At 54.2% G+C, this 25,220-nt stretch carries 20 protein-coding genes; 17 read left to right on the top strand and 3 right to left on the bottom strand.

Going from position 1 to position 25,220, the window contains the following annotated elements; genetic code table 11:
* Positions 1-4 precede the first annotated feature (4 nt).
* Complete coding sequence (locus FBF28_02035; protein QJU08341.1) at positions 5-610, top strand: L-threonylcarbamoyladenylate synthase; 606 nt, start codon at positions 5-7, stop codon at positions 608-610.
* 51 nt (positions 611-661) lie between these two features.
* Here the strand turns inward: FBF28_02035 and FBF28_02030 are convergent, their stop codons facing one another.
* The gene (locus FBF28_02030; protein QJU08340.1) at positions 662-1,951 is read right to left on the bottom strand and encodes a phosphopyruvate hydratase; all 1,290 of its coding nucleotides are present in this window, start codon (positions 1,949-1,951) and stop codon (positions 662-664) included.
* 149 nt (positions 1,952-2,100) lie between these two features.
* On the opposite strand from FBF28_02030, the gene FBF28_02025 reads away from it, so the two are divergent.
* The 15 genes from FBF28_02025 to FBF28_01955 all read left to right on the top strand — a co-directional run bounded on the left by FBF28_02025 (position 2,101) and on the right by FBF28_01955 (position 17,764).
* On the top strand, positions 2,101-3,816 hold the full coding sequence (locus FBF28_02025) for a hypothetical protein (GenBank protein QJU08339.1): 1,716 nt from the start codon (positions 2,101-2,103) through the stop codon (positions 3,814-3,816).
* A gap of 108 nt (positions 3,817-3,924) precedes the next feature.
* Positions 3,925-4,944 carry a 50S ribosomal protein L1 gene (locus tag FBF28_02020; GenBank protein QJU08338.1) on the top strand — a complete coding sequence of 340 codons (1,020 nt, stop codon included), beginning with the start codon at positions 3,925-3,927 and terminating at the stop codon, positions 4,942-4,944.
* Positions 4,945-5,280: 336 nt separating this feature from the next.
* Positions 5,281-5,805, top strand: coding sequence for a 50S ribosomal protein L10 (locus FBF28_02015; protein ID QJU08337.1), 525 nt, complete (start codon positions 5,281-5,283; stop codon positions 5,803-5,805).
* A gap of 154 nt (positions 5,806-5,959) precedes the next feature.
* Entirely contained in the window at positions 5,960-6,337 is a 378-nt protein-coding gene (locus tag FBF28_02010) for a 50S ribosomal protein L7/L12 (protein QJU08806.1), read from the top strand.
* Positions 6,338-6,573: 236 nt separating this feature from the next.
* Entirely contained in the window at positions 6,574-7,089 is a 516-nt protein-coding gene (locus FBF28_02005) for a hypothetical protein (GenBank protein QJU08336.1), read from the top strand.
* 61 nt (positions 7,090-7,150) lie between these two features.
* A complete protein-coding gene (locus FBF28_02000) occupies positions 7,151-8,023 on the top strand; it encodes a DUF2797 domain-containing protein (GenBank protein QJU08335.1) in 873 nt (290 codons plus the stop codon).
* A 92-nt stretch (positions 8,024-8,115) separates the two neighbouring features.
* Positions 8,116-9,648, top strand: coding sequence for a DNA polymerase III subunit gamma/tau (gene dnaX, locus FBF28_01995; protein QJU08334.1), 1,533 nt, complete (start codon positions 8,116-8,118; stop codon positions 9,646-9,648).
* 23 nt (positions 9,649-9,671) lie between these two features.
* A complete protein-coding gene (gene dnaB / locus FBF28_01990) occupies positions 9,672-11,003 on the top strand; it encodes a replicative DNA helicase (protein ID QJU08805.1) in 1,332 nt (443 codons plus the stop codon).
* A 22-nt stretch (positions 11,004-11,025) separates the two neighbouring features.
* Positions 11,026-12,486: a glycosyltransferase family 39 protein gene (locus FBF28_01985; protein ID QJU08333.1), complete on the top strand. Its 1,461-nt coding sequence runs from the start codon at positions 11,026-11,028 to the stop codon at positions 12,484-12,486.
* 40 nt (positions 12,487-12,526) lie between these two features.
* Entirely contained in the window at positions 12,527-12,817 is a 291-nt protein-coding gene (locus FBF28_01980; protein ID QJU08332.1) for a YbaB/EbfC family nucleoid-associated protein, read from the top strand.
* A complete protein-coding gene (recR, locus tag FBF28_01975; GenBank protein QJU08331.1) occupies positions 12,817-13,434 on the top strand; it encodes a recombination protein RecR in 618 nt (205 codons plus the stop codon). The genes FBF28_01980 and recR overlap by 1 nt, the downstream gene beginning before the upstream one ends.
* A 37-nt stretch (positions 13,435-13,471) precedes the next feature.
* Entirely contained in the window at positions 13,472-14,353 is an 882-nt protein-coding gene (locus FBF28_01970; protein QJU08330.1) for an ABC transporter ATP-binding protein, read from the top strand.
* Positions 14,346-16,289 carry an ABC transporter permease gene (locus FBF28_01965; protein QJU08329.1) on the top strand — a complete coding sequence of 648 codons (1,944 nt, stop codon included), beginning with the start codon at positions 14,346-14,348 and terminating at the stop codon, positions 16,287-16,289. The genes FBF28_01970 and FBF28_01965 overlap by 8 nt, the downstream gene beginning before the upstream one ends.
* A gap of 42 nt (positions 16,290-16,331) precedes the next feature.
* Positions 16,332-17,318, top strand: a complete 987-nt coding sequence (locus FBF28_01960; protein QJU08328.1) for a hypothetical protein — start codon at positions 16,332-16,334, stop codon at positions 17,316-17,318.
* A 62-nt stretch (positions 17,319-17,380) separates the two neighbouring features.
* Positions 17,381-17,764, top strand: a complete 384-nt coding sequence (locus FBF28_01955) for a hypothetical protein (protein QJU08327.1) — start codon at positions 17,381-17,383, stop codon at positions 17,762-17,764.
* Positions 17,765-18,385: 621 nt separating this feature from the next.
* Here FBF28_01955 and FBF28_01950 read toward each other — a convergent pair.
* The gene (locus FBF28_01950) at positions 18,386-20,815 is read right to left on the bottom strand and encodes an HAD family hydrolase (protein QJU08326.1); all 2,430 of its coding nucleotides are present in this window, start codon (positions 20,813-20,815) and stop codon (positions 18,386-18,388) included.
* Positions 20,815-21,291: a hypothetical protein gene (locus tag FBF28_01945; GenBank protein QJU08325.1), complete on the bottom strand. Its 477-nt coding sequence runs from the start codon at positions 21,289-21,291 to the stop codon at positions 20,815-20,817. The genes FBF28_01950 and FBF28_01945 overlap by 1 nt, the downstream gene beginning before the upstream one ends.
* A gap of 55 nt (positions 21,292-21,346) precedes the next feature.
* On the opposite strand from FBF28_01945, the gene FBF28_01940 reads away from it, so the two are divergent.
* Positions 21,347-24,763: an ATP-dependent helicase gene (locus tag FBF28_01940; GenBank protein ID QJU08324.1), complete on the top strand. Its 3,417-nt coding sequence runs from the start codon at positions 21,347-21,349 to the stop codon at positions 24,761-24,763.
* Positions 24,764-25,220: the final 457 nt, after the last annotated feature.

Below are 25,220 nucleotides of genomic sequence, written 5' to 3'. Positions count from 1 at the left end.
AAAATTGCTCCCTGCCGTGGGGGCAATTTTATTGTGGTATAATCATTTGGTGATCACCAAAAACTTACTTGATACTGCCGTTATCGAGGCGCTACGAGCCGACAAACTCGTCGTGGCGCCAACTGACACTATTTATGGTCTGCTCGCTCGAGCTGATAGCCCGAGGGCAGTTGATGAGCTGTACCGCGTACGCCAGCGTGACCGCACCAAATCCTGCATCATCCTGCTTAGTAGCGCCGACAACATTCCCGAACTCACCACCAAGCAGCGGCATATCTATGACCAGCTGTACTGCGAACGGCCGACCACTATTGCTGCCAGGGTCAGCCCCGACTTTATGCCGCACCTAGTACGTACTGACGCGACCTTGGCATTTCGTGCCGTACCACCAGACACAGCATTGTCTGAGCTGATTCAGCTGGTCGGTCCACTGCTCGCACCAAGCGCTAACCCCGGCGAGCAACTACCGGCCACCACAGTCAATGAGGCAACCGCGTATTTTGGCGATGAGGTGGCTGTCTACGTTGACGGCGGGGAAATTAAGGGGGTAATGCCTTCACGGATCATCAAATTTACTGATGAGGGGCAGCTGGTTGCCTTGCGGCAATAATTTCCACTACAGCCAACCAGGCGCCCGACGTCTTGTCTCGTAGCCTATGAACTACGACTGCTTGAACGGCCGCACCAGCTCTAGCTCTGGTCGCATCTCGGCGATACGCATCAGCTCGTTGTACTTGGCGATACGCTCTGAGCGCGACATCGAGCCGGTCTTGATCTGGCCCGTACCGAGTCCGACCGCCAGATGAGCAATGGTCACATCCTCAGTCTCGCCCGAGCGGTGGCTCATCACCGTATTCCAGCCGGCCTTTTTCGCCATCATCACCGCCTGAATCGTCTCGCTCAACGTACCGATTTGATTTGGCTTGATTAAAATCGCGTTACCAGCCTTTTCAGCGATCGCCCGGTCCAGCCGCATCACATTCGTCACCAACAAATCATCACCGACCAGCTGCGTCGTCGAGCCAAGCTCCGTCGTCAGCGTCTGCCAGTCGTGCCAGGCTTCCTCATCCAGCCCATCCTCGATCGACACCACCGGATACTCAGCCCGCAGCTGTTTGTACATCTTGATCATGCCAGTCACATCCAGCGTGCGATGCTCCGTCTCCAGCCGATACTGGCCATTGCCCTCGTGAAACTCACTTGAAGCCACGTCAAGAGCAAAGGCAAAGTCCTGCTCCAACTTGTAGCCAGCCTGCTGAATCGCCCGTGCCAGCAGCTTGACCGGCTCCATATTGCCGCCGCGCACATGCGGCGCGTAGCCACCTTCATCACCAACGGTCGTCGGGTAGCCCTCAGCCTTGAGCACCTTCGCCAGCGCGTGAAACACCTCGGCACTCATCCGCATCGCATCCTCAAACGTCGACGCGCCGACCGGGATAATCATATATTCCTGAATATCAGTAGCACCCAGCGCATGCTGCCCACCGTTCATCACATTAATCATCGGCATCGGCAGGCTCATCGTGCCGGCATTCGCCAGCTGATTGACATAGACGAAAAGCTCAATACCCTTAGACTCAGCCGCCGCCTTGGCAACTGCTAGGCTGACCGCTAGGATCGCATTCGCTCCAAGCCGCCCCTTGTTCAGTGTACCGTCCAGCTGTCGCATCCGCTCGTCAACCCGATGTTGCGCAAATGGATCCATGCCGCGCAGCGCCCGCGCAATCTCAACATTGACATGCTCAACTGCCTTGAGCACACCCTTGCCACCATACGCCAAGTCGCCGTCACGCAGCTCGACCGCCTCGTGCGAACCAGTGCTGGCGCCCGACGGCACCGCCGCCCGCCCGAACGAGCCATCGCTCAGCCGAACATCGGCCTCCACCGTCGGATTGCCCCGAGAATCTAAAATTTGTCGTGCGTGAATGTCTGTGATTGTGATATTGTTCATACTCGCTATTGTAGCAGAGACGAAAGAGCAGGGGCAAGCGGATTATAGACTATAGATGCACCGCCTCATTGCCGCAGATCAGCACCATATTACCATGCTTAAATAACTCATGCTTGCCCTAACAACAGTGGTAGTATATAACTAATCCCATGGAACATGACCGATTAAAAGCAACCCGGATAGATTTACTCTCGGAGCTATACGATCCATCGTTTTGGGACAATATCAAAAGCATCAACCGAGACCTCGCCGCATACAGTAGTGAAAAACCAGAGGACATACCACCAAAATATCACCCCGGCCAGCTAACGCTAGATTTCTCGACATGTTATTTCGACCCGCAGTACCTCGGTGAAGCGGCCACTGTCACAATTGCTCACGAATTACCAGACGGGGGGCTTGGTGTTGAACAGACGAATGGCGAGCTAGGACCGTTTACTTATACAACCGTTTCGACTGAAGAGTGCGTTGCTGGAGTTAATGTCACCACCGAACAACGCGTCGTCGCACTAGCAATTGGCGAGAAAGCTATCCCGCTGTCACCAGAAACATTATTACAATTTGATGTCGACAAATTCATATCAAATGAGAAACCCAGAGATACGTTCTCGTATATTTTGAGCCAAGTCCGTGAAATTGACGTCCTACTGGCGAAACGACGCTATCAGATCGCTTCACCCGAAGAGCAGGCCATGCTCATCCAAAATACGCTCGACAATATCAACAACTATCTCGACGCCATCGCCAACGATAATACTGTATCAATCGTAACGCTACACCCCAACCTAAGATATGATAATGACACTATTAGCGCTCAATATATTTCCGTAGCGATGGAGGACAATTATCCATATTTTGAAATAATCGACCTTAATGGTGTAGCTCACGCTATCTCGCGTAAGAATATCATTGACATTGAAATAACCGACGAACCAGTTGACGCCAACGAAAGCATCAACGTTATTGATTTCTTAAATGACGAGGTAACGCGAAATATAATACATAAAATTGAAGACACGACAGCTTATTCTGATGAAGATGATTTTGACAAACTAATGAACGACTTAGAGACTGTCGTTGGTAGCGATTTTTGTGAAAACGGCGTATTTTCCGGACAGGGCATTGTCTACCGACAGACGCCCTCAGGTGATATTCGCGGTGAGATCACCTCGTTCACCCAACTGCGATCTGATGGATTTGATATGTTTGAGGTAAATGGCAAGGAGCGACTGGTTATCGTCCTAGAAAATATTGACGACAAATCACCCGACGATTTACTCTTTATCATTCCCGATAACATATACCTCAATAAATGTATTCGTCAGGATGATCCGGATATCATACCGTCTAAACCCGACCGAGACTTGATTGATAATTTGCATAACACCGCAGCCCTTGCGACCGAACTCATTACGAGCAAGGGGTTTACAAACGCCCGCCCTGGGCAGCAGCAAAAAATGCTTGAGGACGTTATCGACGAGGCGCGATCAGAGCTAAATCATATTTTTGATACGTTATACCGAGGAAATCTGGTGTCCTGTATGGCGAAGAAGTATTGGGCAATCGACATCAATATCTACCAGTCAGGCTCATACTCACCAGAGGAAATCGCCGAGCTACCGGCCGCGATATCTGAACCCGACGAAGAGCCATTTGAGATTTGCGGCGACACCATCAACCTCGTCATACCAGAGATGGCCGAGCGCGAAGAAAAGATAATGTCAATAGCAGATTTCCCACTCAGCCAGGGGCAGCCAATGCTACAAATCAAAGACGTGAGCGGTAGGGGACTTGTGTACCTTGTGCCAATCGAGAGTGTATCTGGTATCATGCCTTCCACCTGGAGTGACGAGACAAAAGACTAGCTGTAAACACCTCATCATGTTATAATTAACCCATCATCAAATCAATGCTGGGAGGCAAATTCGCTCGAGAAGTCGCGAGTCGCCGTTTGTACCACAGAAAGGATTAGTATGGCCAAGAAAGCCGAGCTGTTAGAAAAAGCAGCAGAACTAAAATTAGCAGTCAGCGACAAGAATACTATCGCTGAGACTGAAGCGGCAATTGCCGAAGCCGAATCAGGCGCGCCTGAAAATAGCAAGCCGCACGATACCAAAGATAAAGACGTTATCACCGAGCGCGAGGCCGTCGTCGCCAAGGCTGGCAAGCGCAGCCAAAAAGCCCTTGACGAGGCTGCCGAGAAAGCCGAAAAAGAAGCTCGCAAAGAAGCAGGCGACACCACGCCGCAATCCGACGACGCTGAAGCGCATGTTAAGAAAGGCCCGAAGCCGATCACGCGTCCGCTCCTAGAGCGCCGCGGCAAAAAGTATCAGGAAGCTGCCAAGAAGATTGAGAAAAATAAATTGTACAGCCTTGATGAAGCACTGAAACTGGCGACTGAGACCAGCCCGGTCAAATTCGACGCCAGCGTTGAAATTCACGTTCGCCTGGGCGTTGATCCGCGCCAAGCCGATCAGAACGTCCGCTCGACCGTAGCGCTGCCGCACGGCACCGGCAAGGACGTCCGCGTAGCAGTGTTCGCACCAGAGTCAGAGCATGCTGCCGCTAAGAAAGCCGGCGCTGACATCATCGGTGACGAGGAGTTCCTGAAGCAGCTGGACAAGGAAGAATTGAACTTTGATATCTTAGTCGCCACGCCGCAATATATGCCGAAGCTTGGCAAGTACGCCCGGCTGCTCGGTCCGCGCGGCTTGATGCCAAATCCCAAGTCCGGCACCGTCGCTACCGACGTCGCTAAAGCGGTGTCCGAAGCCAAGGCCGGCAAGGTCGAGTACCGCGTCGACAAGCAAGCCATCGTCCACCTGTCAATTGGCAAGGTTTCGTTTGGCGCCGACAAACTGGCAGAAAACACTCGCGCTTTCCTCGCCAGTCTGAACGCCCAAAAGCCATCCAGCCTCAAGGGCATTTACGTCAAATCTATCGCTATCGTCACTACCATGGGACCTAGCGTCAAGGTTGAAACTTCACTGTAAGGTCGGCTTGTTGGCATAAACGCGCTCCGCATTAAGCAGGGCGCGTTTTCATATTCCTGAAAATTAAAGCCAACATTGTCTTGCATCCCGTTGTCATTTCTGCTACAATTCTAAGGAACATTACCAAAGACAGCGTGCGACCGAAGGGAACTGAGGTATAAAAATGCCGCCGAGGGATGAAACGAACAGTTTTATTTGACGTCTTTGGTAGTGCGAGAATCAAAGACGTTTTTGTTTGCTCGGCTAATGCCCAGAAAAACGAGAACCAGGTTCTCCATTACCGCACGTTAACAAATCGGTCGAATCATACAAGAACCAATCAAAGAAAGGATTTTTATGGCAATTTCACGCGATAAAAAACAAACTTTGGTTGCTGAACTAACCGAGCTGCTGAAAGACGCCAAAGGTACGGCATTTGCGCGGTACCAGGGGCTGAGCGTGGCTGAATTGCAAGAGCTGCGCAAGGCTGCCCGCGAGGCAAATGTGGTCATCAAGGTGGTTAAAAACCGCTTGGTGCGCGTAGCATTGCAGGGCGTCGACACCTACAAAGAAACTGACACCGACCTCCTAGTTGGCCAGTTGGTCTACGCCATCAGTGCCGACGACGAAGTTATGCCAGCCAAAGTTCTGGACACGTTTGCAAAGACACATCCAGCACTGCAGTTGGCCGGTGGCTTCTCAGGAGAAGGCCTCAGCATCAACGAAGCTGACATCAAAGCGCTGGCTGGCTTGCCAAGCAAGGATCAGCTCATCGCCGAAGTGGTGGCACAGCTGCTCTCACCAGTCCACGACACTGTGGGCGCACTTGGCGGCAATTTGCACGGCTTACTGGACGGCATCGAAGCCAAAGCTGCGGCTTAAGTTTAGCAATCAATCATCTACCTGAGTTCATAAAATCTTCAACGCCTCCTCTTTTCGCGCCGGGCGCTAGCGCGCTCGGGCTGCAATCGCTGCACGGAGACTTATGAAGATTTTACAAACTCAGAAATTAATCAATAATCTAAGGAGACATATCATGGCTGATATTAAAAAATTGGCTGAAGAACTGACCAAGTTGACAGTTCTAGAAGTTAACGAATTGAAAAATCACTTGAAAGACGAATACGGCATTGAGCCAGCTGCTGCTGCAGTGGCTGTTGCTGGTCCAGCTGCTGGTGGCGAGGCTGCCGCAGAAGACGAGAAAACTGAGTTCACCGTCACTCTGAAAGACGCAGGTGCTCAAAAAGTTGCTGTCATCAAGGCAGTCAAGGAAATCACCGGCTTAGGACTCGGTGAGTCAAAGGCCATCGTCGACGGCGCACCAGCACCAGTCAAGGAAAAGGTGTCGAAGGACGAAGCTGAAGCTGCCAAGAAGACGCTCGAGGACGCCGGCGCTAGCGTTGAGTTAAGCTAATTTTTGCGTGAAACGACCGATTGTTTTCGTAGAGAAATGCCGCCCGGAGCTTATACCACGGGCGGTGTTTTATTGGCAAGGGTAAAAATTACCACATTTTTACCTGACTATCTGTTGTCCTTGTGGAAAGACAAGCCGTTAGCCGATGCGAATCGACTGGCGGGACTTGCACACTCACATAATTAGTGCTATATTACTCTCACGTACTATCAAAATAGACAAGGAATGCGAGCCATATGTCTGATTTACCGGAAAAGCAAGTGAAGCGCCTCAGGACGCTCATCCAAGAAGCAGAAACCAACTTAGCGGCAGCCAAGGAGCTGCTGATTAGCATCGTTGGTGACGATGGGCAAGTCGTTACGCCAAAAACCTCGTCGGACGATGTCGCTGGCAAGGTGATCGAGGGTGTGTTTGACGGCCAGATGATGATGGGGCCTGATGGCAAGAATTATCCAATCCCGGCGAACTACGCCTCGAAGTCCAAGCTCGTCGAGGGCGACATCTTGAAATTAACCATCGCCGAGGACGGCAGTTTTATCTACAAGCAAATCGGCCCGGTCTCGCGCAAACAAGTCATCGGTACCCTCGTCCAACACGACGGCGTCTACTACGTCGAAGCCAACGGCCGCGAATACCGCATCCTGCTCGCCAGCGTCACCTTCTTCCGCATCGAAGTCGGCGACCAAGTTACCATCATCATCCCTGATGACAATCCGGACGCCACCTGGGCAGCTGTCGAAGCGCCGCTATAAAACATTTCGATATTTGAAACCGCCCACGCAGTTGCCGGGTGGTTTTTGATATAATTGTGCTATGCCTGAGGAGTTTTTGCTAAGCTACGCCAGCTTTGATACCGAAAACCGGCCATTTCTGGAGTGGCAGATTGACGGCGAGACTGAGCGTGGTGATGTTTTGGAGCAGGAGTTGTCACTGGTGTTTGATTTTTCGGCCAAATATTGTACGGGCTGGGTGGATTTTGAGAATCATTGCGGCCAAGCGTGCCCAGAGCAGGCAATAGCGGAGACAAAATATGAGAACTGCATCAAATGCCGTGACCGAAGAGGGTTTAATCCAGCATTTTATCATGCTAACTCGCTGTCAGCCCGGCAGGAAAAGATTAATCAAAACCCGCACTTCGTCTATCTGGCATATTTTGCGCCGGGAGTTATTAAAGTCGGTATCTCGCAGGAAGAGCGCGGCATTCGGCGGCTGCTGGAGCAGGGAGCGCGCCTGGCGTTGAAACTGGAGACATTTTCTTCGGCGCTGATTGCCCGGCAATATGAGGCGAAAATTGCCAGGCTGGACGGCGTCGTTGAGACCATGCCGATTCATAAGAAACTCGAGCTTATAAAACAGCCTTTCAATCGCGCGGACGGCGAGGAAAAGTTGCGGCAAAAACTGCTTGAAATCGAGCAAAAGATTGGCGTATCATTTCCGAGGTCTGAGCTAATTCTTTGCGAAGATTATTTTCATACCGCTGGCGTTGATTTAACAAGAGTAGTACTGATGAAAGATCAGAACCAATTGGCTGGGCGCGTCCGCAGTATCATCGGTCCGATCCTCATCGCCGATTATGACGGGCAGCTACTGGCGTATAACGTGAAAAAGTTCATCGGCTACCAGGCGCAAACAATTGACGGCGTCATCAGCATCGAAATACCCAGCACGCAGTTGGCGCTGTTTTGATACATGCCACCGGACAGGATTATTCTTAAAAGCAAGCCTGAACCGCCAAACAGCTTACTAATCCCGCACTTTGCGCTATAATACGTATAGTAATGAGTCAGGCACTGTACCGCAAATATCGCAGTCGCAGCTTGGACGAGGTGTTGGGGCAAGATCACGTAACCAACATTTTGCGCCGAGCCTTGGAGCAGGGGAAAATCGCCCATGCGTATTTGCTGACGGGTCCGCGCGGCGTAGGAAAAACATCGGTGGCGCGCATTTTAGCGCATGAAATCAATCAGTTGCCGTACGACGAGGAAGCCTCACATCTGGATATCATCGAAATTGATGCCGCCAGCAACAACGGTGTTGACGATATCCGCGCCCTGCGCGAGAAAGCCCAAGTTGCGCCCGTTTCCGCACCGAAAAAGATTTACATCATCGACGAAGTCCACATGCTGTCTAAACCTGCGTTCAACGCTCTGTTAAAGACGCTGGAGGAGCCGCCAGCGCACGTAGTATTTATCTTGGCGACCACCGACGCCGACAAGCTGCCCGCCACCATCCTCAGCCGCGTCCAGCAATTTTTCTTCCGTCCCATCCCAGTGGACATCATGGCGCGCCAGCTGATGACTATTGCCGAGAAAGAGGGCTTTAGTATCGAGGAAGACGCCGCTCGTCTGATCGCTGAACGCTCGCGCGGCGGGTTTCGCGACGGCATCAGTATGCTGGATCAATTGTCGGCATTGGCGGACACTGGCAAGCCGCTGAGTGCGTCGGACGTTGCTCAGTACCTGGGACTGAGCGCTGCCGAGACACTGGAGAACCTGCTGGCATTGTATCAGCAGCGCGACGCTTCTGGGGCGCTGAGCTTGCTGGGTGAGCTGGAGAGGGCTGGCACCGATCCAATCGTCCTATCCCGTCAATTATTGTCGCTGCTACGAACACGATTACATCAGCGACCGGAGTTAATTCAGCTCATCAAGCAATTGATCGAAGTTGACCGCCATCCGCATCCGGATTTGAAATTATTGACGATATTTATGGACAACAGGGAACAGGCGACCGACACATCGCCCGAGCGAATATCGCCGTCGATCACCAGTCCCAAAACTACAGCTAAACCGCCGGTCACCATTTCCAGACCGCCAGTAGAGGCGCCAGAGTCACCGGCAGCTACTTCAGAAGCACCAGCCGCTCAGCCAGCAGAAAATTCGCCAAAAACTGCCCCAAAGAAGCAGCAAACTAATATCTCTAAGGGTAAGGAAACCGCAGACACCGCCACCCCGGCAAACAATCAACCAACGTCGAACAATCCGCCAACCTCCGCCACAGACATCGACTGGGACAAAATCATCGCCCTAGCCAAAGAGCAGTCGTTTGCTATTGCGACATTGTTGCAACAGTGCAGCTGGCAGCGAAATGGCAACACCTTAACCCTGTACGCCGGCAATGCCTTTACCAAAAAGAAGTTGGATAATGCGAAGAATAGCCCGCTTATTGCGACAATTGTGCAACAAGTTGCCGGCACCGAACTGGATATTGCGACAATCGGACAAAAAGCCCCGCCCAAAGACGCCGAGCTTGCGAAGATTGCCGAGCTGATGGGCGGCGGCGAAGAAGTTAACCTGGAGGAATTATCATGAGCGAAAAAACCCAAACTGAGACTATGGCGGGCAAATTGCCGCCCCAAAACCTAGACGCCGAAAAAAGCCTGCTCGGCGCAATTCTCATCGACGAGGAAGTCCTAGCCGACGCCTCAGAAATCGTCAAGCCGAACGACTTTTACGATAAAAACCACGGGCTAATTTTCGCTGGTATGATGCGGCTGTTTGAAAAGCACAAGCCGGTTGACCTCCTGACCTTGACTGATGAACTGAAGCGCAAGGACGAGCTGGAGCTCATCGGCGGCTCGGCGTATTTGACGGAACTCACCAACTACGTGCCGACGGCAGCGCACGCGGCGGCGTACGCCGAAATGGTGGCACAAACGGCGGTGCGGCGGCGCTTGATCAAGGCCAGCAGCGGCATCACCGAACTCGGCTACGATGAATCGACGACGACTCAGGAATTGCTAGAAAAAGCCGAGGCCGAATTATTCAGCGTCTCTGACCAGTCATTGAAACAGGATTTGGTCAGCCTGGAAAGTATCTTGACCGATAGTTTTGACCGTATCGAGGAGCTTCACCGCAACAAGGGCAGCCTGCGCGGCATGCGGACTGGTTACCGCGATCTGGATACCATGACGGCGGGGCTGCAGAAGTCCGATTTGATCATCCTGGCAGCGCGTCCAGCCATGGGTAAGACGACGTTGGTGACTAACCTAGCGTACAACGTGGCGACGATCGAGAAAAAGCCGGTGCTGTTTTTCAGCCTGGAGATGAGCAAGGAGCAGCTGACCGATCGTATGTTGGCAGATGCGGCCGGCGTTGATAGCTGGAATATTCGTACCGGTAATCTGAGCGGCGATGATTTTGAGAAGCTGTCCGAGGCCATGGGCGAGATGGCCGAAGCGCCGATTTACATCGATGACACGCCGGGCCTCAGCATTCTGGAGATGCGCACCAAGGCTCGCCGGCTGGCACACGAAGGCGAAATTGGCCTGATCATCGTCGACTACCTGCAGCTGATGCAGGCCACCAACAATCACAACGGCAACCGCGTCCAGGAAGTGTCGGAAATTTCCCGCGGCCTGAAGTTGATCGCTCGTGAACTCAACGTGCCGCTGATTGCCCTCAGTCAGCTGAGCCGTTCGGTCGAGTCGCGCACGCCGCCAATCCCGCAGCTGGCTGACCTGCGCGAGTCCGGCTCCATCGAGCAGGACGCCGACATCGTCAGCTTTATTTACCGCCCCGGCTACTACGAACCGGATAACCCAGAGGTACAAAATATCACCGACCTGATAATCGCCAAGCACCGTAACGGTCCGGTCGGCAAGATTCAACTCTACTTCCATCCGGAGCGCCTGCGTTTTATGAGCCTCGATCGCAAGCATGACTAGAATTGTGCTATAATCAATACCAATGAAAAAGCGGAAACTCGCCGACTCGGCTGTCTATCGCTGGCGCTATTGGCTGGGCTACCTGGCGCTGATTGTGCTATTTTGCGCGGCCATCACCGCCGCTAGTTTGTATGCCCCAGGCGGCGTGAGCGAGGCGGAAATTGAAGCGCTTAGCACCACCAATGCCATCTCGCCAACTAATCTCGGCTCGTTCGCCCAAACCAACCTACCATTCCACCTCTTGCAGCGCGGATTATTCAGCGTATTTGGCGTCACCGTCTATACCATCAAGTTGCCGTCGCTCATCCTGTCCTTCATCGCCGCCGTCGCCGTATTTTTCCTATTGCGGCGCTGGTTCAAGCCCAATGTCACCATCCTGTCGCTCGTCATCATGACCGTCACTGGCCAGCTGATCTTCTTTGCTCAAAGCTTCACGCCGCACATCCTCTACATCACCTATGCCGCGCTCATTCTCCTCTTTGCCAGCCTGATCGTCCAGCGTGCTAAGGGCTCAGCCTTGTGGCGGCTACTGCTGGCGACGACGGTCGGCCTGAGCCTGTTTACGCCGTATTTTTGGTATATTCACCTGACGCTGCTGTTGGTAGCGCTGATCCACCCGCATACCCGCTACGCGCTACTCGCCAAACGCAATCGCTTCAAATGGCTACCAGCGATCGTCGTTCTCGCGCTCACGAGCGCGCCGGCAATTTTCCTCGCCGCGACACATCACGATCTACTCAAATCACTGGTCGGTATTCACAGCCTCAGCTGGGCGCTGGTCGATAATTTGCGGTTGCTACTGTATCATTATCTCTGGGTCAAGCCAACCGTTGTCGGCGGTCAGATCGCACCGGTGCTCGACTTTTCGGCGCTATTTTTGATCATGCTTGGCATTTTCAAAACCATCCAGCACCACCACACCGCGCGTTCGTACATGATCGGCGTCTGGCTGCTACTAAGTTTACCGCTGCTGGTGCTGCAGCCATCAATGACCAGCATTATTATCTTGCCGCTATTTATTCTGCTGGCCGTTGGCGTCGAGGCACTGCTCAATCAATGGTATTCGCTGTTCCCGCGTAATCCTTACGCCCGCATCACTGGCTTATTGATGCTGATGGCGCTCATCGGCGTGATGGTCCTCTCGGGTCTCGACCGCTTTACCAATGGGTATCGCCATTTCTCGGGCGCCGTGCATGAATTTAGCACCGACTTGCCACTGCTACAAAAAGCCATCGCCGGCCGGCAAAACGTCGTTCTCGTCGCCAACCCACACGAGGCGCCGCTCTACGAAACCGTCGCCCGCTATAGCAAGCACAAACTCGCCGTCAATCAACCAACCACGGAGAGCGCTACACTCGTCATCACCCGCGCTGAACAAATGGCTCACCCCAACACTGACGGCTGGACACTCGAGCGCATCGTCACCAATAGCCACGCCGAGCGGGCTGACCGCTTTTACCTCTACAAATTGGCGAAAAAATAGCGTATAATGAAAAAGTAAATTCAAGGAGGAATTAATAATTATGGCGTTTGACCAAGTCAAGATGTTGCAGCAACTGCGCAAGGCCCAGAAACAGCTCGGCAAAGAAATCATTGAAGTAGAGGCCGGCGACGGTGCAGTGATCGTCCAGATCACCGGCGAGCTGAAAATTAAGTCGATCAAGATTAATCCAAAAATGGTTGACCTCGACAATATCGAGCAGCTGGAGCACTGGATCCAAATCGCAATTCGCGACGGTCTAGCCAAAGCGCAGGAAGTTGCTGCCGAGACGATGAAACCGCTGATGGGCGGGCTAGGCAACTTGCCGTTCTGATGAAACCGACGATTTTGCCGGCGGCGCTGACGACGCTGATTGATGAGTTTGGCGGGCTGCCTGGGGTTGGGCCGCGGACTGCTGAGCGCTATGCCTATGCCGTGCTCCGACGTGACGCCAGACGGGCTGAGCAGCTAGCGCGGGCGCTAGATCGGCTGCACACATGCGTCAAAACCTGTCCGGTCACGTTCGCGCTGATTGATCATGATCAAGAGGTGTCGCCGCTATATCAAGACGAGTCGCGCAATCGACGCTTGATCTGCGTGGTCGAGGAGCCACTGGATATCGTGGCGCTGGAGCGGACGGGGCAGTATAGCGGCACCTATCACGTGCTGGGCGGTGCGATTTCACCAATTGATGGCATCGGCCCGGAGCAGCTACACATCCCTGAGCTCATCAAGCGCATCAAGCATGATAACGCCGAGGAATTAATCATCGCCACCAACGCGTCGGTCGAGGGCGAATCAACCGCGCTCTTTTTGCAGCGCTACCTCCAGGAGGCCGGTCTCACCATCACTATCTCGCGCCTGGCCCGCGGCATCCCCGTCGGTGTCGACCTCGAATACGCCGACCAAATCACGCTGACGCATGCGCTGGAAGGACGACGAACATTGTAGCTTGCTAAGGCCATCCTGCTTTTGCTACAATACAACCATGAAACCAGAGGTGGGGAAGGTGCGCGCTGAGGATATCGCGGCATTTTTAGCGAAATTTGACGACGTCGAGGAAGCAATCGACGCAATCCGCGGCTTTGCTCAGCCGGCTGTTTCGGCCGGCTTAGTTGACTTACCTCCAACCGCCAAATCCGATCCAGCCGCCAAGGTTATGACACCGCCCGCTGCCGCACCAGAACGTTCCGGCCGCTGCCACATCACTGTGACCGACCTCGCTAAATCTTACCGCGTCAGCCGCCAGACCATTCCAGCGCTCGACGGCGTTAGCCTTGATATTTTCGCTGGCGAATTCGTAGCCATCACTGGCGCTAGCGGCTCGGGCAAAAGTACTTTGCTGCAGCTCATCGGCGGGCTCGACAAGCCGTCCACCGGTCAAATCCTCATTAACGACCAGCCGCTCAGCCGCCTGTCCGACCGGCAACTGTCGCGGTTCCGATCGCGCGAAATCGGCTTTGTTTTTCAATCATTTTATCTGCAGCCATTCCTAACCCTGTCCGCCAATCTGGAAATTCCCGCCATGTTTGCCCGCGTCAAGCCCAAGCAGCGCCGCGCCCGCGCCCAGGAACTCGCCGAATTGGTCGGACTGGCAGACCGAATGCACCATTTGCCGCGCGAACTTTCCGGCGGTCAAATTCAGCGCGCTGCCATCGCTCGCGCCTTATTCAATCGCCCGAATACTTTACTCGCCGACGAACCGACAGGCAATCTGGACAGCGCCAATTCCGACCGCATCATTGATCTATTTCACCAAATCCGCCGCGAACTCGGCACCACAGTCGTTATCGTTACACATAATCCAGACATCGCCTCAGCAGCCGATCGTGAAATCCGCCTGAAGGACGGGAGGATAGCCGATGCTTAGAATCACCGATTCGCTGCGGCTAGCTGGCACCAAACTCCGGGTGCGGCGTATTCGCTTGTCCATCACCGTGGTCGTGTCCGGGCTGCTTTTCGCGGCGTTGCTGGCGGGGCTGACTATGCTAATGGGCGCTCAGCGGAGCGTCGAGGAATTCGATCGAGGCAGCCTGAATAGCCGCTATTTGGTGGCGCAAACTGCCATTCGGCCAAATAATATTGAATTTACCTCAAATCTAACTGCTCGCGCCGAAGCCGAACGTACGCAAATGATCAAGGACAAGCAGGCGCTGGCCGCCCGCCTCGGCCTGCCATACGACCCCAAATCCGAACCGCCAATCATGCAGTCGTTTCCTGATAGCCAGCCGTACCCGAACGACCAGAGCGTCATCGTCCAGCGGCTTATTCGCCAGGAGACCGCCAAATTACCGCGCCTCACAGCAGCCGCGCAGTGGCAATTTGCCCGCACCCACGGTGCCGTGCAGCAGTTTAGTATTCAATCAATCGCCGCCAATGGCATGCTGAATTATATGGAGCGGGGAATTGAGTCGTTTGACGACAAGCGCCAGCAAAACAACCAGCCGACACCACTGGAAGAATTTAAGCAGCAATTCGGCAGTATAACCACCATCGACCAATCATTGCTGGGCGGCTATCTGCTGGCTGACGCCAGCGCCAAACCCAGCGAGATCCCGCTGATTATCCGCTACCAGGACGCCGAAGTGCTGCTTGGCCTCAAGCCGCTGGATAAAAATGCCAGCAATGACACGCAACTAGCACGACTCAAAGAATTGCGCCAAAAAGCCGGGCAGCTGACATTCAGCGCCTGTTATCGCAACCCGACTTCGCGAGCGTTACTGCAAACCGCCAAACAGCAAATCCAAGCTGCCGCCAATCAGGCCAAGAAACCATCCGCCGATTATGTTAAGCCAGACCGCGAATACGCCATGCCGTCCGCTGATTCCTGCGCTGCGCCAACCGTCATTAAAGATAATCGTTCAGCCGAAGCCAAGCGCACCGAAGCTAACCAACGCCAATTTGATCAGACTTTTGGCTCAGCCCAGCCCGAACCCGCCCAGGCTAAATTTACTTTCCGCGTCGTCGGCCTGATGCCAGACGGCATTAAGGCTACCCAAAGCGATATTGGCAGCTTCTTACAGCAATTTTTAAGCACCCGCCTGGCGTACGCCTGGATCATGCCGCGCGGCCCGATGACCACCGCGGCGCAAACAGCACTTGAATCGACTATTCAAACCGCCAACAATGATCAAGGCGGCGCCAATAGAGACGAAACGCTAGCTATCTATGAATTCAGCGACCCCAATAAAGCTCGCAGCTACCTGGCAGCTGCCTCTTGCGGCGAAGGAGCCGCGCAACCCGAACCCACTGAAGCCTCCAAAACCCAAAAATCTAACAAGTCAATCTGCCTGCCGCACTACGTAGTATTCGCGTCGCCCACCGGCAGCAACTCGCTCGTCAATTACGACGCCATGGAACGCCTCAAGCCAATCATCATGTGGACGTTCATCGGCGTGACGATCATCGCCGCCTTTATCTTGCTGATTATCATTTCCCGCACCATCGCCGACAGCCGCAAAGAATCCGCAGTTTTTCGAGCGCTCGGAGCAACGCGGCTTGATATTAGCCAAATTTATTTCGTTTACACCATGATCGTGGCGCTGCTTACCGCGCTGTTCAGTATCGCCGCCGGGCTAATCGTCGTATATATTGCCGACAATTTGCTGGCTAGTCAAATCACCGCGACGCTGCGCATCGCCATGACGCCGAAAGATTTGGCGACAACCTTCCATTTTTGGACGATTGACTGGACGATCATCGGCGCGGTCGCCCTCAGTATCATCGCTGCTGCCGTGCTAGCGTGCCTGATACCGCTCATCCGCAACACCCGACGCAACCCGATTAAAGACATGCGCGACGAATAGCCCCGCCACACCACCGAAACTCCCATCTGCTATAATAAGACTATGTTTGATACCGCCGAGCAACTCATCCAATCCGCCAATAACATCGTCATCATCCAAGCCGAAAACCCTGACGGCGACAGTCTGGGCTCTAGCTTGGCGCTAGAGGAAGTACTGAGCGATTTGGGCAAGGCCGTGGCGCTGTATTGCCCGGTCGATATCCCCAAATATCTGCGGTATATTCGCGGCTGGGACCGGGTGGTTAGCGATTTTCCAGCCCGTGCCGACCTGGCTATCATCGTTGATACCAGCGCTGATATTTTGCTTAGCAAAGTCTTAGAAACACCCGGCGCGCGGCATTTTTTGGAAACGCATCCGGTACTAGTTATCGACCATCACACCGCCGAGTCGACGCTGAGTTTTGAGCATACCATGCTCTCTGACACGGTGGTGGCTACCGGGGAATTACTATACCAATTGTTCACGCACGCCGGCTGGACTATCAACCAGCAGGCGGCTGAAGATTTGCTGATTGCCATCATGTCCGACAGCCTGGGCCTGACCACGCCAAATACCACTGCATCAACATTCCGCACGGCTGGCGAATTGACCGAGCTGGGCGCCTCCAATGCTGAAATTGAAGAACGGCGGCGCGAATTTATGAAGAAATCACCGGAGATCTTGGCGTACAAGGGCAAATTGATTGAGCGAATTGAATACTTGCTGGACGGGCAATTGGCGCTGGTACACGTGCCATTTGAGGAAATTCAAGCCTACAGCGACGCCTACAACCCCGGCGCGCTGATCGGCGACGAGCTGCGGTTGGTCGAGGGCGTGGCGCTCAGCTGCGTTATCAAAACTTATCCCGACGGCAAACTAACCGCCCGCCTACGCGGTAACTTACCGATCGCCGACACCGTGGCTGGCTACTTCGGCGGCGGCGGTCATCCGTACGCGGCCGGCTTCCGCGTGTACGAGAATTATGACGAGGCCGTGCGGGAATTGGTGACGGCGACGGATAAGGCTTTACGAGAAGCGGGGCAAGAGTAGGCGTTCCATTATGGATACGTCGTAAAACTATTCACTTTTCTTGATATAATCAAAGTTACCACATGAACAACTGCTGCAATATCCTATTCCCAGAAATAATCAACAAAGCGTTCCCGATCCTCGACGGCGCATCATACATTCGCCAGCTGGCGTCGCTTGTGCCACTCTGTCCCGACACGGCGTTTCATTTGTTTGACGATAAAAATGGAGGCTTTTTCGCGCTGGTAATGACGGATTATCCCGACCCGCTTTATCAGAGCGAGGAATTGAAGCAAATTTCTGGCGAATATAAGTTTGAGTTTACTTACCTCATCAAGCCATACGCCAACGATCAGCATATTGAAATTCGTCCGAACGACGATATCGATAACAGCTTTTTCGTGCCAGACCCAAAGAGTTATTATCGGTATTATCTGGCGGCGACCAAGCAAAAGCTGGATCGGTGATTTTCGTGTACATAGCGCGGAAAGCAGCCACCGACAGAGGATGCGAGCCATCATTGCTACCCAAAATTTATTTACAATCACAACAGGGGTAAGAAAAAATATTACACCACATTATTGACAAAATCCATTGACATTTTATTCTATTAGTGATATATATATCAGCTTTCAGCTCAGAGTTATTGTCTAGGGCGGAAGTCGCCCTTTAGCTTTGAGCTTTCTTACTGAAAGGATGGAAGGTATGTCCAAGAGCGCCCTCATCGTGTTTGCGATCATCTCCGTTATTGGTGTTGCGGGGGGCAGTTGGATGCTCAGCGATGGTGCATGTTCTGGCCTCGATGAGTGCACCGGAATCCGAAATTGCGCTAAGAGCGAAAGCTGCTCGACCGCATTCTTCTCGGTGTTGCTCGGTATGGGCGGGATAGGTGTCACAGTGTATGAGATAAAAAGGTGAGGACGAGGGCTAAAAGCCCACCGAAAAGAAAATAGCTCGCCGTATGCGCTCAATCTGATTGAGGTAGGATTTCTATCTCTCGGGTTGAATACTCGCATGCAGCTTGAGCTCATTCGGTGGGCTATTTTCATTGGAGATAGTTGTTACTAATTAGAGACCTATTCGCCCGCTCATTCTGGGCGGTTCGTCTTCATCCGCTCGTCAGCCACCTCTACCATATCAGCAAACTTCCGGCCAGCGCGGCGGGCCAGCCACCACTGGGCCAGGGCGACGGGAACGACCACAGCGATGCCCGGCCAGAGCAGGGTGATATTTGGCATAGTAAAGTCAAAGAACTGCCTGAGTGGCTCAATGCCAAAGCTCACCAAGGTAACAAACAGCACGCCCGCCATATACAGCGTCCGCGCTAAGTGCGCCCGCTTGTCAAGGACTACACCGAGCATCGGCCCGACCAAAAACACCAGGTAAATCCCAAAGAATGTCGCTGTCAGAACCGTCATCGTTGCCGCCTCGGCCGCCTGATTTGGATGCAGCGTCACGCCCGACCAGTAGGTAAACGCCACCGTCAGACCCGTCAGTAGCGCGATCGGCGCCACTGCCTGCAGGGTGTCGCGCCAGAAATGCGCTGGATTAACCCGGTGGCACGGCCGCGGCGGAAACAGCGTCCACATAATCGTCGGCATGGTCACCAGGAAAATATTGAGGAAGGTGATATGCCGCGGCGCGTATGGATAATTTAGCCCAACCAGCATGGTACTTAGTAGCAACACCACGCCGTAAATAATCTTATGAAAGAACAGGGTGGCAATCACTTCGATCGCTTGCATGATCCGATTACCCAGCTTCATGCCAATCGGCAGAGAGGTGAATGAATTATTGAGTAAAATTATATCCGCCACTCGCCGCGACGCCGGAGCACCGGCGTACATCGCCACGCCGAGGTCAGATTTTTTCAGCGCCAGCGCGTCGTTGACGCCGTCGCCGACCATGCCGGTGAACTTGCCGGACTGCTTGAAATGGGCGATCAGCCGCTCCTTTTGCTCTGGCAGTACACGGGCAAAAATTGTGTGTTCATCAGCGGCCTTGTCGAAGGCTTTGTCACTGAGACCCGCCAGCGCCGAGCCGAGGATGGCCTTGTCTGGATTATCGATGCCCGCCTGGCGCGCGATGTGCTGAACGGTGCGCGGATTATCGCCGGAAATCACGCGAATGACCACGCCTTGCTCCTGGAGGAACTTGACCGTATCAATCACGCCGTCGCGCAGGGAATTACGTAAAATCACCGCGCCAATCGCCCGCCCAGAGCCGTCCGGCAGATCCTTGAGTTTCGTTGTTTCATCATCAAATTCAGCCAGCATCAACACCCTGAGGCCGCTATCCGCCCACTCATCCAGCTGGCGCTGGAGCATGGTGTCAACCGGCGCTAGCTTAGCCACAAACTCCGGCGCTCCCATCATCAATGTCCGCACCGCACTGTCAACCTTCGCCCGGACACCCGCCATCTTGCGCGCCGAGGAAAAAGCCATCACCTCGATGATATCTGCGTGCTTGGGCGGCGTGATTTCCGCTAGGATCGCCTGCCCGGTAATATTGCCGCCGCTGGTTTCATGGGCAATGAGGGCTGCCAGTCCGGCAATAGCTGACTCAGAAAAATCCGAAACCCGAGCGACCACCGGGCGCGCGGCGTGTAGCTTTTCTGAGGTAGCTGTTGCCGGACTTGTTGACACACCCATCTCATCAAACGCCACCACCCGCTCCAGCGTCACTTCGTCGCTGGTCAGCGTGCCAGTCTTGTCCACTGCCAATAAATTAAGCAGTGCCATCGCCTCGATCGCCGCCAATTTCTGCGGCAACACCTTGGCCTGCGCCAGCCGCAGCGAGCCGAACGCCAGCAGCAGGGAACTAGCCAGCAGTAATCCCTCCGGCACCACTGTCACTGCTGACGAGGTGATCGTCTTGAGGATGATTACCATATTATCGCCCGACAAATAATACACAATAAAAATCAGCGCTGCCAACACGATCGCGCCGTATGTCAAGAAGGTAATCGCTCTCCAAATTGCCACCTGCAATGGAGTCAACTCCGGTTTGTAGCGCTTGAGGACTTGGCTGATGGCGCCGGCTTTTGTCTGGTCGCCGACCGCCGTGACCCGCGCCGTACCTTCGCCCGCCAGCACCGTGGTTGCCGCCAGCACCGTGTCACCAGCCGCTTTCTCGACCGCCGCTGACTCGCCAGTCAGCATGCTTTCATTGAGCTCCAAGCCCTTCGACACCGTTACTTCTGCGTCCGCCGGCAGCTCATCACCAGCCTGTAGGATAATCTCATCACCCACCACCAGCGAATCGTACGGCACTTCCACCGCCTGGCTGTCGCGCAGCACCCGCGCCCTGGGCGCACTCATCAGCTCCAGCCGGTGCAGCACCCGTTTGGCACGAATTTCCTGCACGATGCCGATCAGCGAGTTGACCACGATCACCACCGAGATAAACCAAGCGTCCCGGTACTCCCGCACATAAATCAGCACCCCCGCCAACAGGAAAATCGCTAGCACAATCGGCGATAGTAAATTTCTCTTGATAATATCCAGATAATCTCGCATTATATTGCCTCGCTCCTTTTGTAATGTAATCGCGCCCCGACACGATAGCCGCCGCGGGCGTCCGGGTCAAATTGGTATATCTCACTGCGCCTGACCTCTGATATGACGACCAGGGCTGGATTATACGGCACCAGCGTCCGATAATATATCAAGTCATCCGGCGAAGTCACATTCATCCCCGGAAAAACCGCCTGAAACTTCTCAGTCGCCACGTCGTCAAAGTAATTCGGCTGGTGTTTTGGCGGTACGAATCGCTCCGGCCGCAAGCCCATTCGCCGCACCAACCGCTTGACATCGCCCAGCGTCATGATGGCCCGCGCTGTGATGTAAGCCAACAATTCGCCCGTCCTATCAAGCACCACCGTCGCCTGTGCCGTGCGGCTGACATCGCTCATCGGCAACACAACCGACTGGATCTCGACCGTCAGTCCAAACTGATCATCAATCAGCGCCGCGAGCGCCCGTTCATCATGCATACCTTCTATTTTACCATTGTTACCGGTGCTTGTGCCAGCGTGCTACAATTGACTCATGGACTTTGACACGCGCTACGCCAAACTGAACGCCAATCAGCGCCAGGCGGTCGATTACATTCACGGCTCGCTCCTGGTGATCGCCGGACCGGGCACAGGCAAGACCGAACTGCTGAGCATGCGCACCGCCCAGATTTTGCGCCAGACCGACACGCTGCCGGATAGTATTTTGTGCCTGACGTTTACCGAGAGCGGCGCCGCCAACATGCGCCAGCGCCTGCGCCAGATCATCGGCGAGGATGCGTATAAAATCGCCATTCACACCTTTCACAGCTTCGGCACGGAGATTATCAATCAGCACCGCCAATACTTTTTCCGCGGCGCTGATGCCCAGCCGGCAGATGAGCTGACGCAGCACCAAATTGTGACGGGGATCCTCGAGGGGCTTGACTGGCGTAATCCGCTAAGCGCTAAAAACAACGGTGAGTTCGTCTACACCAGTGAGTTAATCCGAGTTATTTCCGAGTTCAAACAGAGCGGCCTCACGCCGGCGGAGCTGCGGCTAGTGATGGCGGATAACCAGCGCATTATCGCCGACATTGCCCCTGATATCCAGCAGGTATTTGCCAGTAAAATTTCTAAAAAAACCATTGAATTATTTGCGCCATTAGCAGAGAAGATTATCGAGAGAATCGGCGAGGGAAATTCTGTTACAATCACCAATCTACCGTCCTCCATCACCCCGTACGCCCACGTTCTGGCACTCAGCATCGCTCACGCGGCCCAAGAGGCCATCGACGCTAGCTCCGCCAAACCGCTGACCACCTGGAAAAACAAGTGGTGTGAAAAGAACGCCAGCGGCGAATTCGTCCTCAAAGACGCCACTGCCAGCGAGAAACTATCCGCCGCCATTGACGTCTACGAAGCATACGGCAACGCCCTAGCCGAGCGCTCGCTGTTTGACTACGACGACATGATTTTGTCCGTCATTCAAGCCTGCGAGACTCACCCGGAACTACGCGCCAACCTCCAGGAACAATTCCAGTTCATCATGGTCGACGAATTTCAGGACACCAACCTGGCGCAGCTGCGGCTACTATTTGACCTGACCGGCAATGAGGACAATCCCAACATCATGGCGGTCGGCGACGACGATCAGGCGATTTTTAGTTTTCAGGGCGCGGATGTTGGCAATATCCAGCGCTTCCGCCAGCGCTATCACGACCCGAAAATCATCGTGCTGACGGACAATTACCGCTCGGCAGCTGACATCCTGACGGCGGCGCGCGGGGTGATCACCCAAGGGACGGATCGCCTGGAGAACACCATTGACGGCTTGTCAAAGCAATTGACCGCGCATGCGTCTGGTAGCGGCGCCCAGGTTCAGGTGCAGGAATTTACCTCGGCGAGCGAGGAGCGGGCAGGGGTAGCACAGCAAATTGCCGAGCTGATCAAACGCGGCGAAAACCCAGCGCACATCACCGTCATCGCCCGCCATCACAAGGAGCTGATCGAGCTGCTGCCGCACCTGTATCGCCAGAATCTGACGGTCAATTACGAGCGGCACGATGATATTTTAGAGCAGGATATTATTCAAGCGCTGGACAAGCTGGCGCGGGTGGTCATGGCGATTCATCAGAATAATCTCGACGCCGCCAACAGTCTGCTGCCAGAGGTCATCGCCCATCCGGCGTTTGGCTTTTCGGCGCTGGATATCTGGCGGCTCAGCCTCCATGCCTATAACCATCGGCAGCTATGGCTGGAGAGTATGCTGTCAAGCAGCACTTTTCAGCCGTTTGGCGAGTGGCTGCTGGAGCGAGCCAGGGACGTACCAAATTTGCCGCTGGAGGAGCAGTTGGATAAGTTACTAGGGCTAGAGATGAGTGCTGGAATTACTCCAATCGACTCCGTACAGCGATTGCAACCAACCGGCGAGGAGCTTTCCTTAAAGCTCCGTACAGCGATTGCAGCCCGAGCGTCCTCAGACGCCCGGCGCGAAAAGAGGAGTCCCAGTAAAGGCTCTTCGCTTAATTCTCTCGCTGCCCACTACTTTTCGCCTGAAGCCCTTGCCAAACACCCCGACGCCTACCTAGCCACGCTCGAGAGCCTGCGCACGCTGCGCCAAAAATTACGCGACCGCGCTACCGACGAAATCCCGACGCTGGCGGACTTCCTGGAATTCATCGACCTGCACCGCTCGACCAAAACCCGCCTGACGCACATCCGCCCCCAGGCCAGCGCCCTCGGCGGCGCCATCAACCTGATGACCGCCCATAAATCCAAAGGTCTGGAATTCCCGCATGTCTTCGTCATCGGGGCAATCGACAGTGCCTGGGGCGAGAAAGTCCGCTCGCGCTCGCGGCTGATTCGCTATCCCGCCAACCTCCAGCTCCAGCCCGCTGGCGCCAGCTACGACGAGCGGCTACGGCTATTCTTCGTGGCGATGACCCGCGCCAAAACCACCTTGACCATGACGTACTCCCAGACCAACGACGCCGGCAGCGACACCATGATCGCCAGTTTTCTGACCGACCACACGCCGACGATTATCCCCGCTGCCGATACGCCCGCAGCGCAAATCACCGTGGCGCAAACCGACTGGAGCACGCGGCTGAGCGCGCCGATTACCGCGGAGCTCCAGGATGTACTGGCGCCGACCTTAGAGACCTACAAACTTTCCGTTACTCATCTCAATAGTTTCCTCGACGTCTCGCGCGGCGGTCCGCAGAACTTTTTGTTGAATAATCTGCTACGCTTTCCGTCCGCCAAAAGTCCCGCCGCCAGCTACGGCACCGCCATTCACGCCAGTCTCCAGCAGCTGCACAACCTACTGCGCGCTGACCATCATCTGCCACCTACCGAACGCATTCTCCACTATTTTCGCACATCGCTCGAGGCTCAGCACCTGCCGCCGGACGATTTCAAGCTATATCTAGACAAGGGCACGGCGGCGCTGACGGTGTTTCTGGACGCCAAATCGTCCGATTTTCATGACACGGAGCTCGCGGAACTTGATTTCGCTCATCAAGGCGTCGTCGTTAGCAGCGCGCGCCTGACCGGCAAGCTGGACGTCGCCGACATTGATAAGAATAATAAAACCATATTCGTGACCGATTACAAGACCGGCAAGCCGTCACACTCCTGGAAGGGCACATCTGATTATGAAAAAATCAAGCTCCACAAATACCGCCAGCAGCTGATGTTTTATCAACTCCTGGTCACGTCATCACGTGATTATGGCAATTTCAGCTTCACCGGCGCCCGCCTACAATTCGTCGAGCCAGATACGAAAACCGGCGACATCCTCAGCTTGGAAGACACGTTCTCTGAGGAAGAACTAGCTGAATTCGCCCGGCTGATCAGCGTCGTCTGGCAGAAAATCACCACCCTGGAACTACCGGATATTTCTGGGTATTCAGCGGATTATAAGGGGATGGTGCAGTTTGAGCAGGATTTATTGACAGAGGAGTGGTAATCCCTCCGCGGGGCATAGCGAGAATAAGGACACGACTCTCTGCCCAGATTCACTCCCGCTAGAACCTTATGCTGTATTGAAATAGATCACTGGGGGTTGTTGACTTTTTGAGTTATGTATGATATAAACGTACTTGACTCTTCGTCGAAGAGTTGTTGGGTGAGTGCGCTCAGACGCCTATCACTCTGCATCCGCAGAGTAGTGTCTGGTGGAAAGCGCTTCACTCACTGCAACCCGCCAAGTCCCGTGAGAGGAGGTGAAACTCATGGGACTATTCGGTTATGACTATGTCCGAACAAGTAAGGAGTCTCGTGGTAACGACACCACGAGATCAACCTGCTCGTGTTGCCATCAGACCATCTGGTATGATGGCAACGCCCTGCAAAAGCAGCACGGGTATCGGTGCTGCCACTGTGGTAGCACCGTCCTGAAATAGCCTGGCCGTTTGCAGGCGGGA

The organism is Candidatus Saccharibacteria bacterium oral taxon 488 (genome assembly GCA_013099195.1).
In the GTDB taxonomy this organism is placed as follows: Bacteria; Patescibacteriota; Saccharimonadia; order Saccharimonadales; family Saccharimonadaceae; genus Nanosynbacter.
This window is presented reverse-complemented; position numbering and strand designations above follow the sequence as displayed.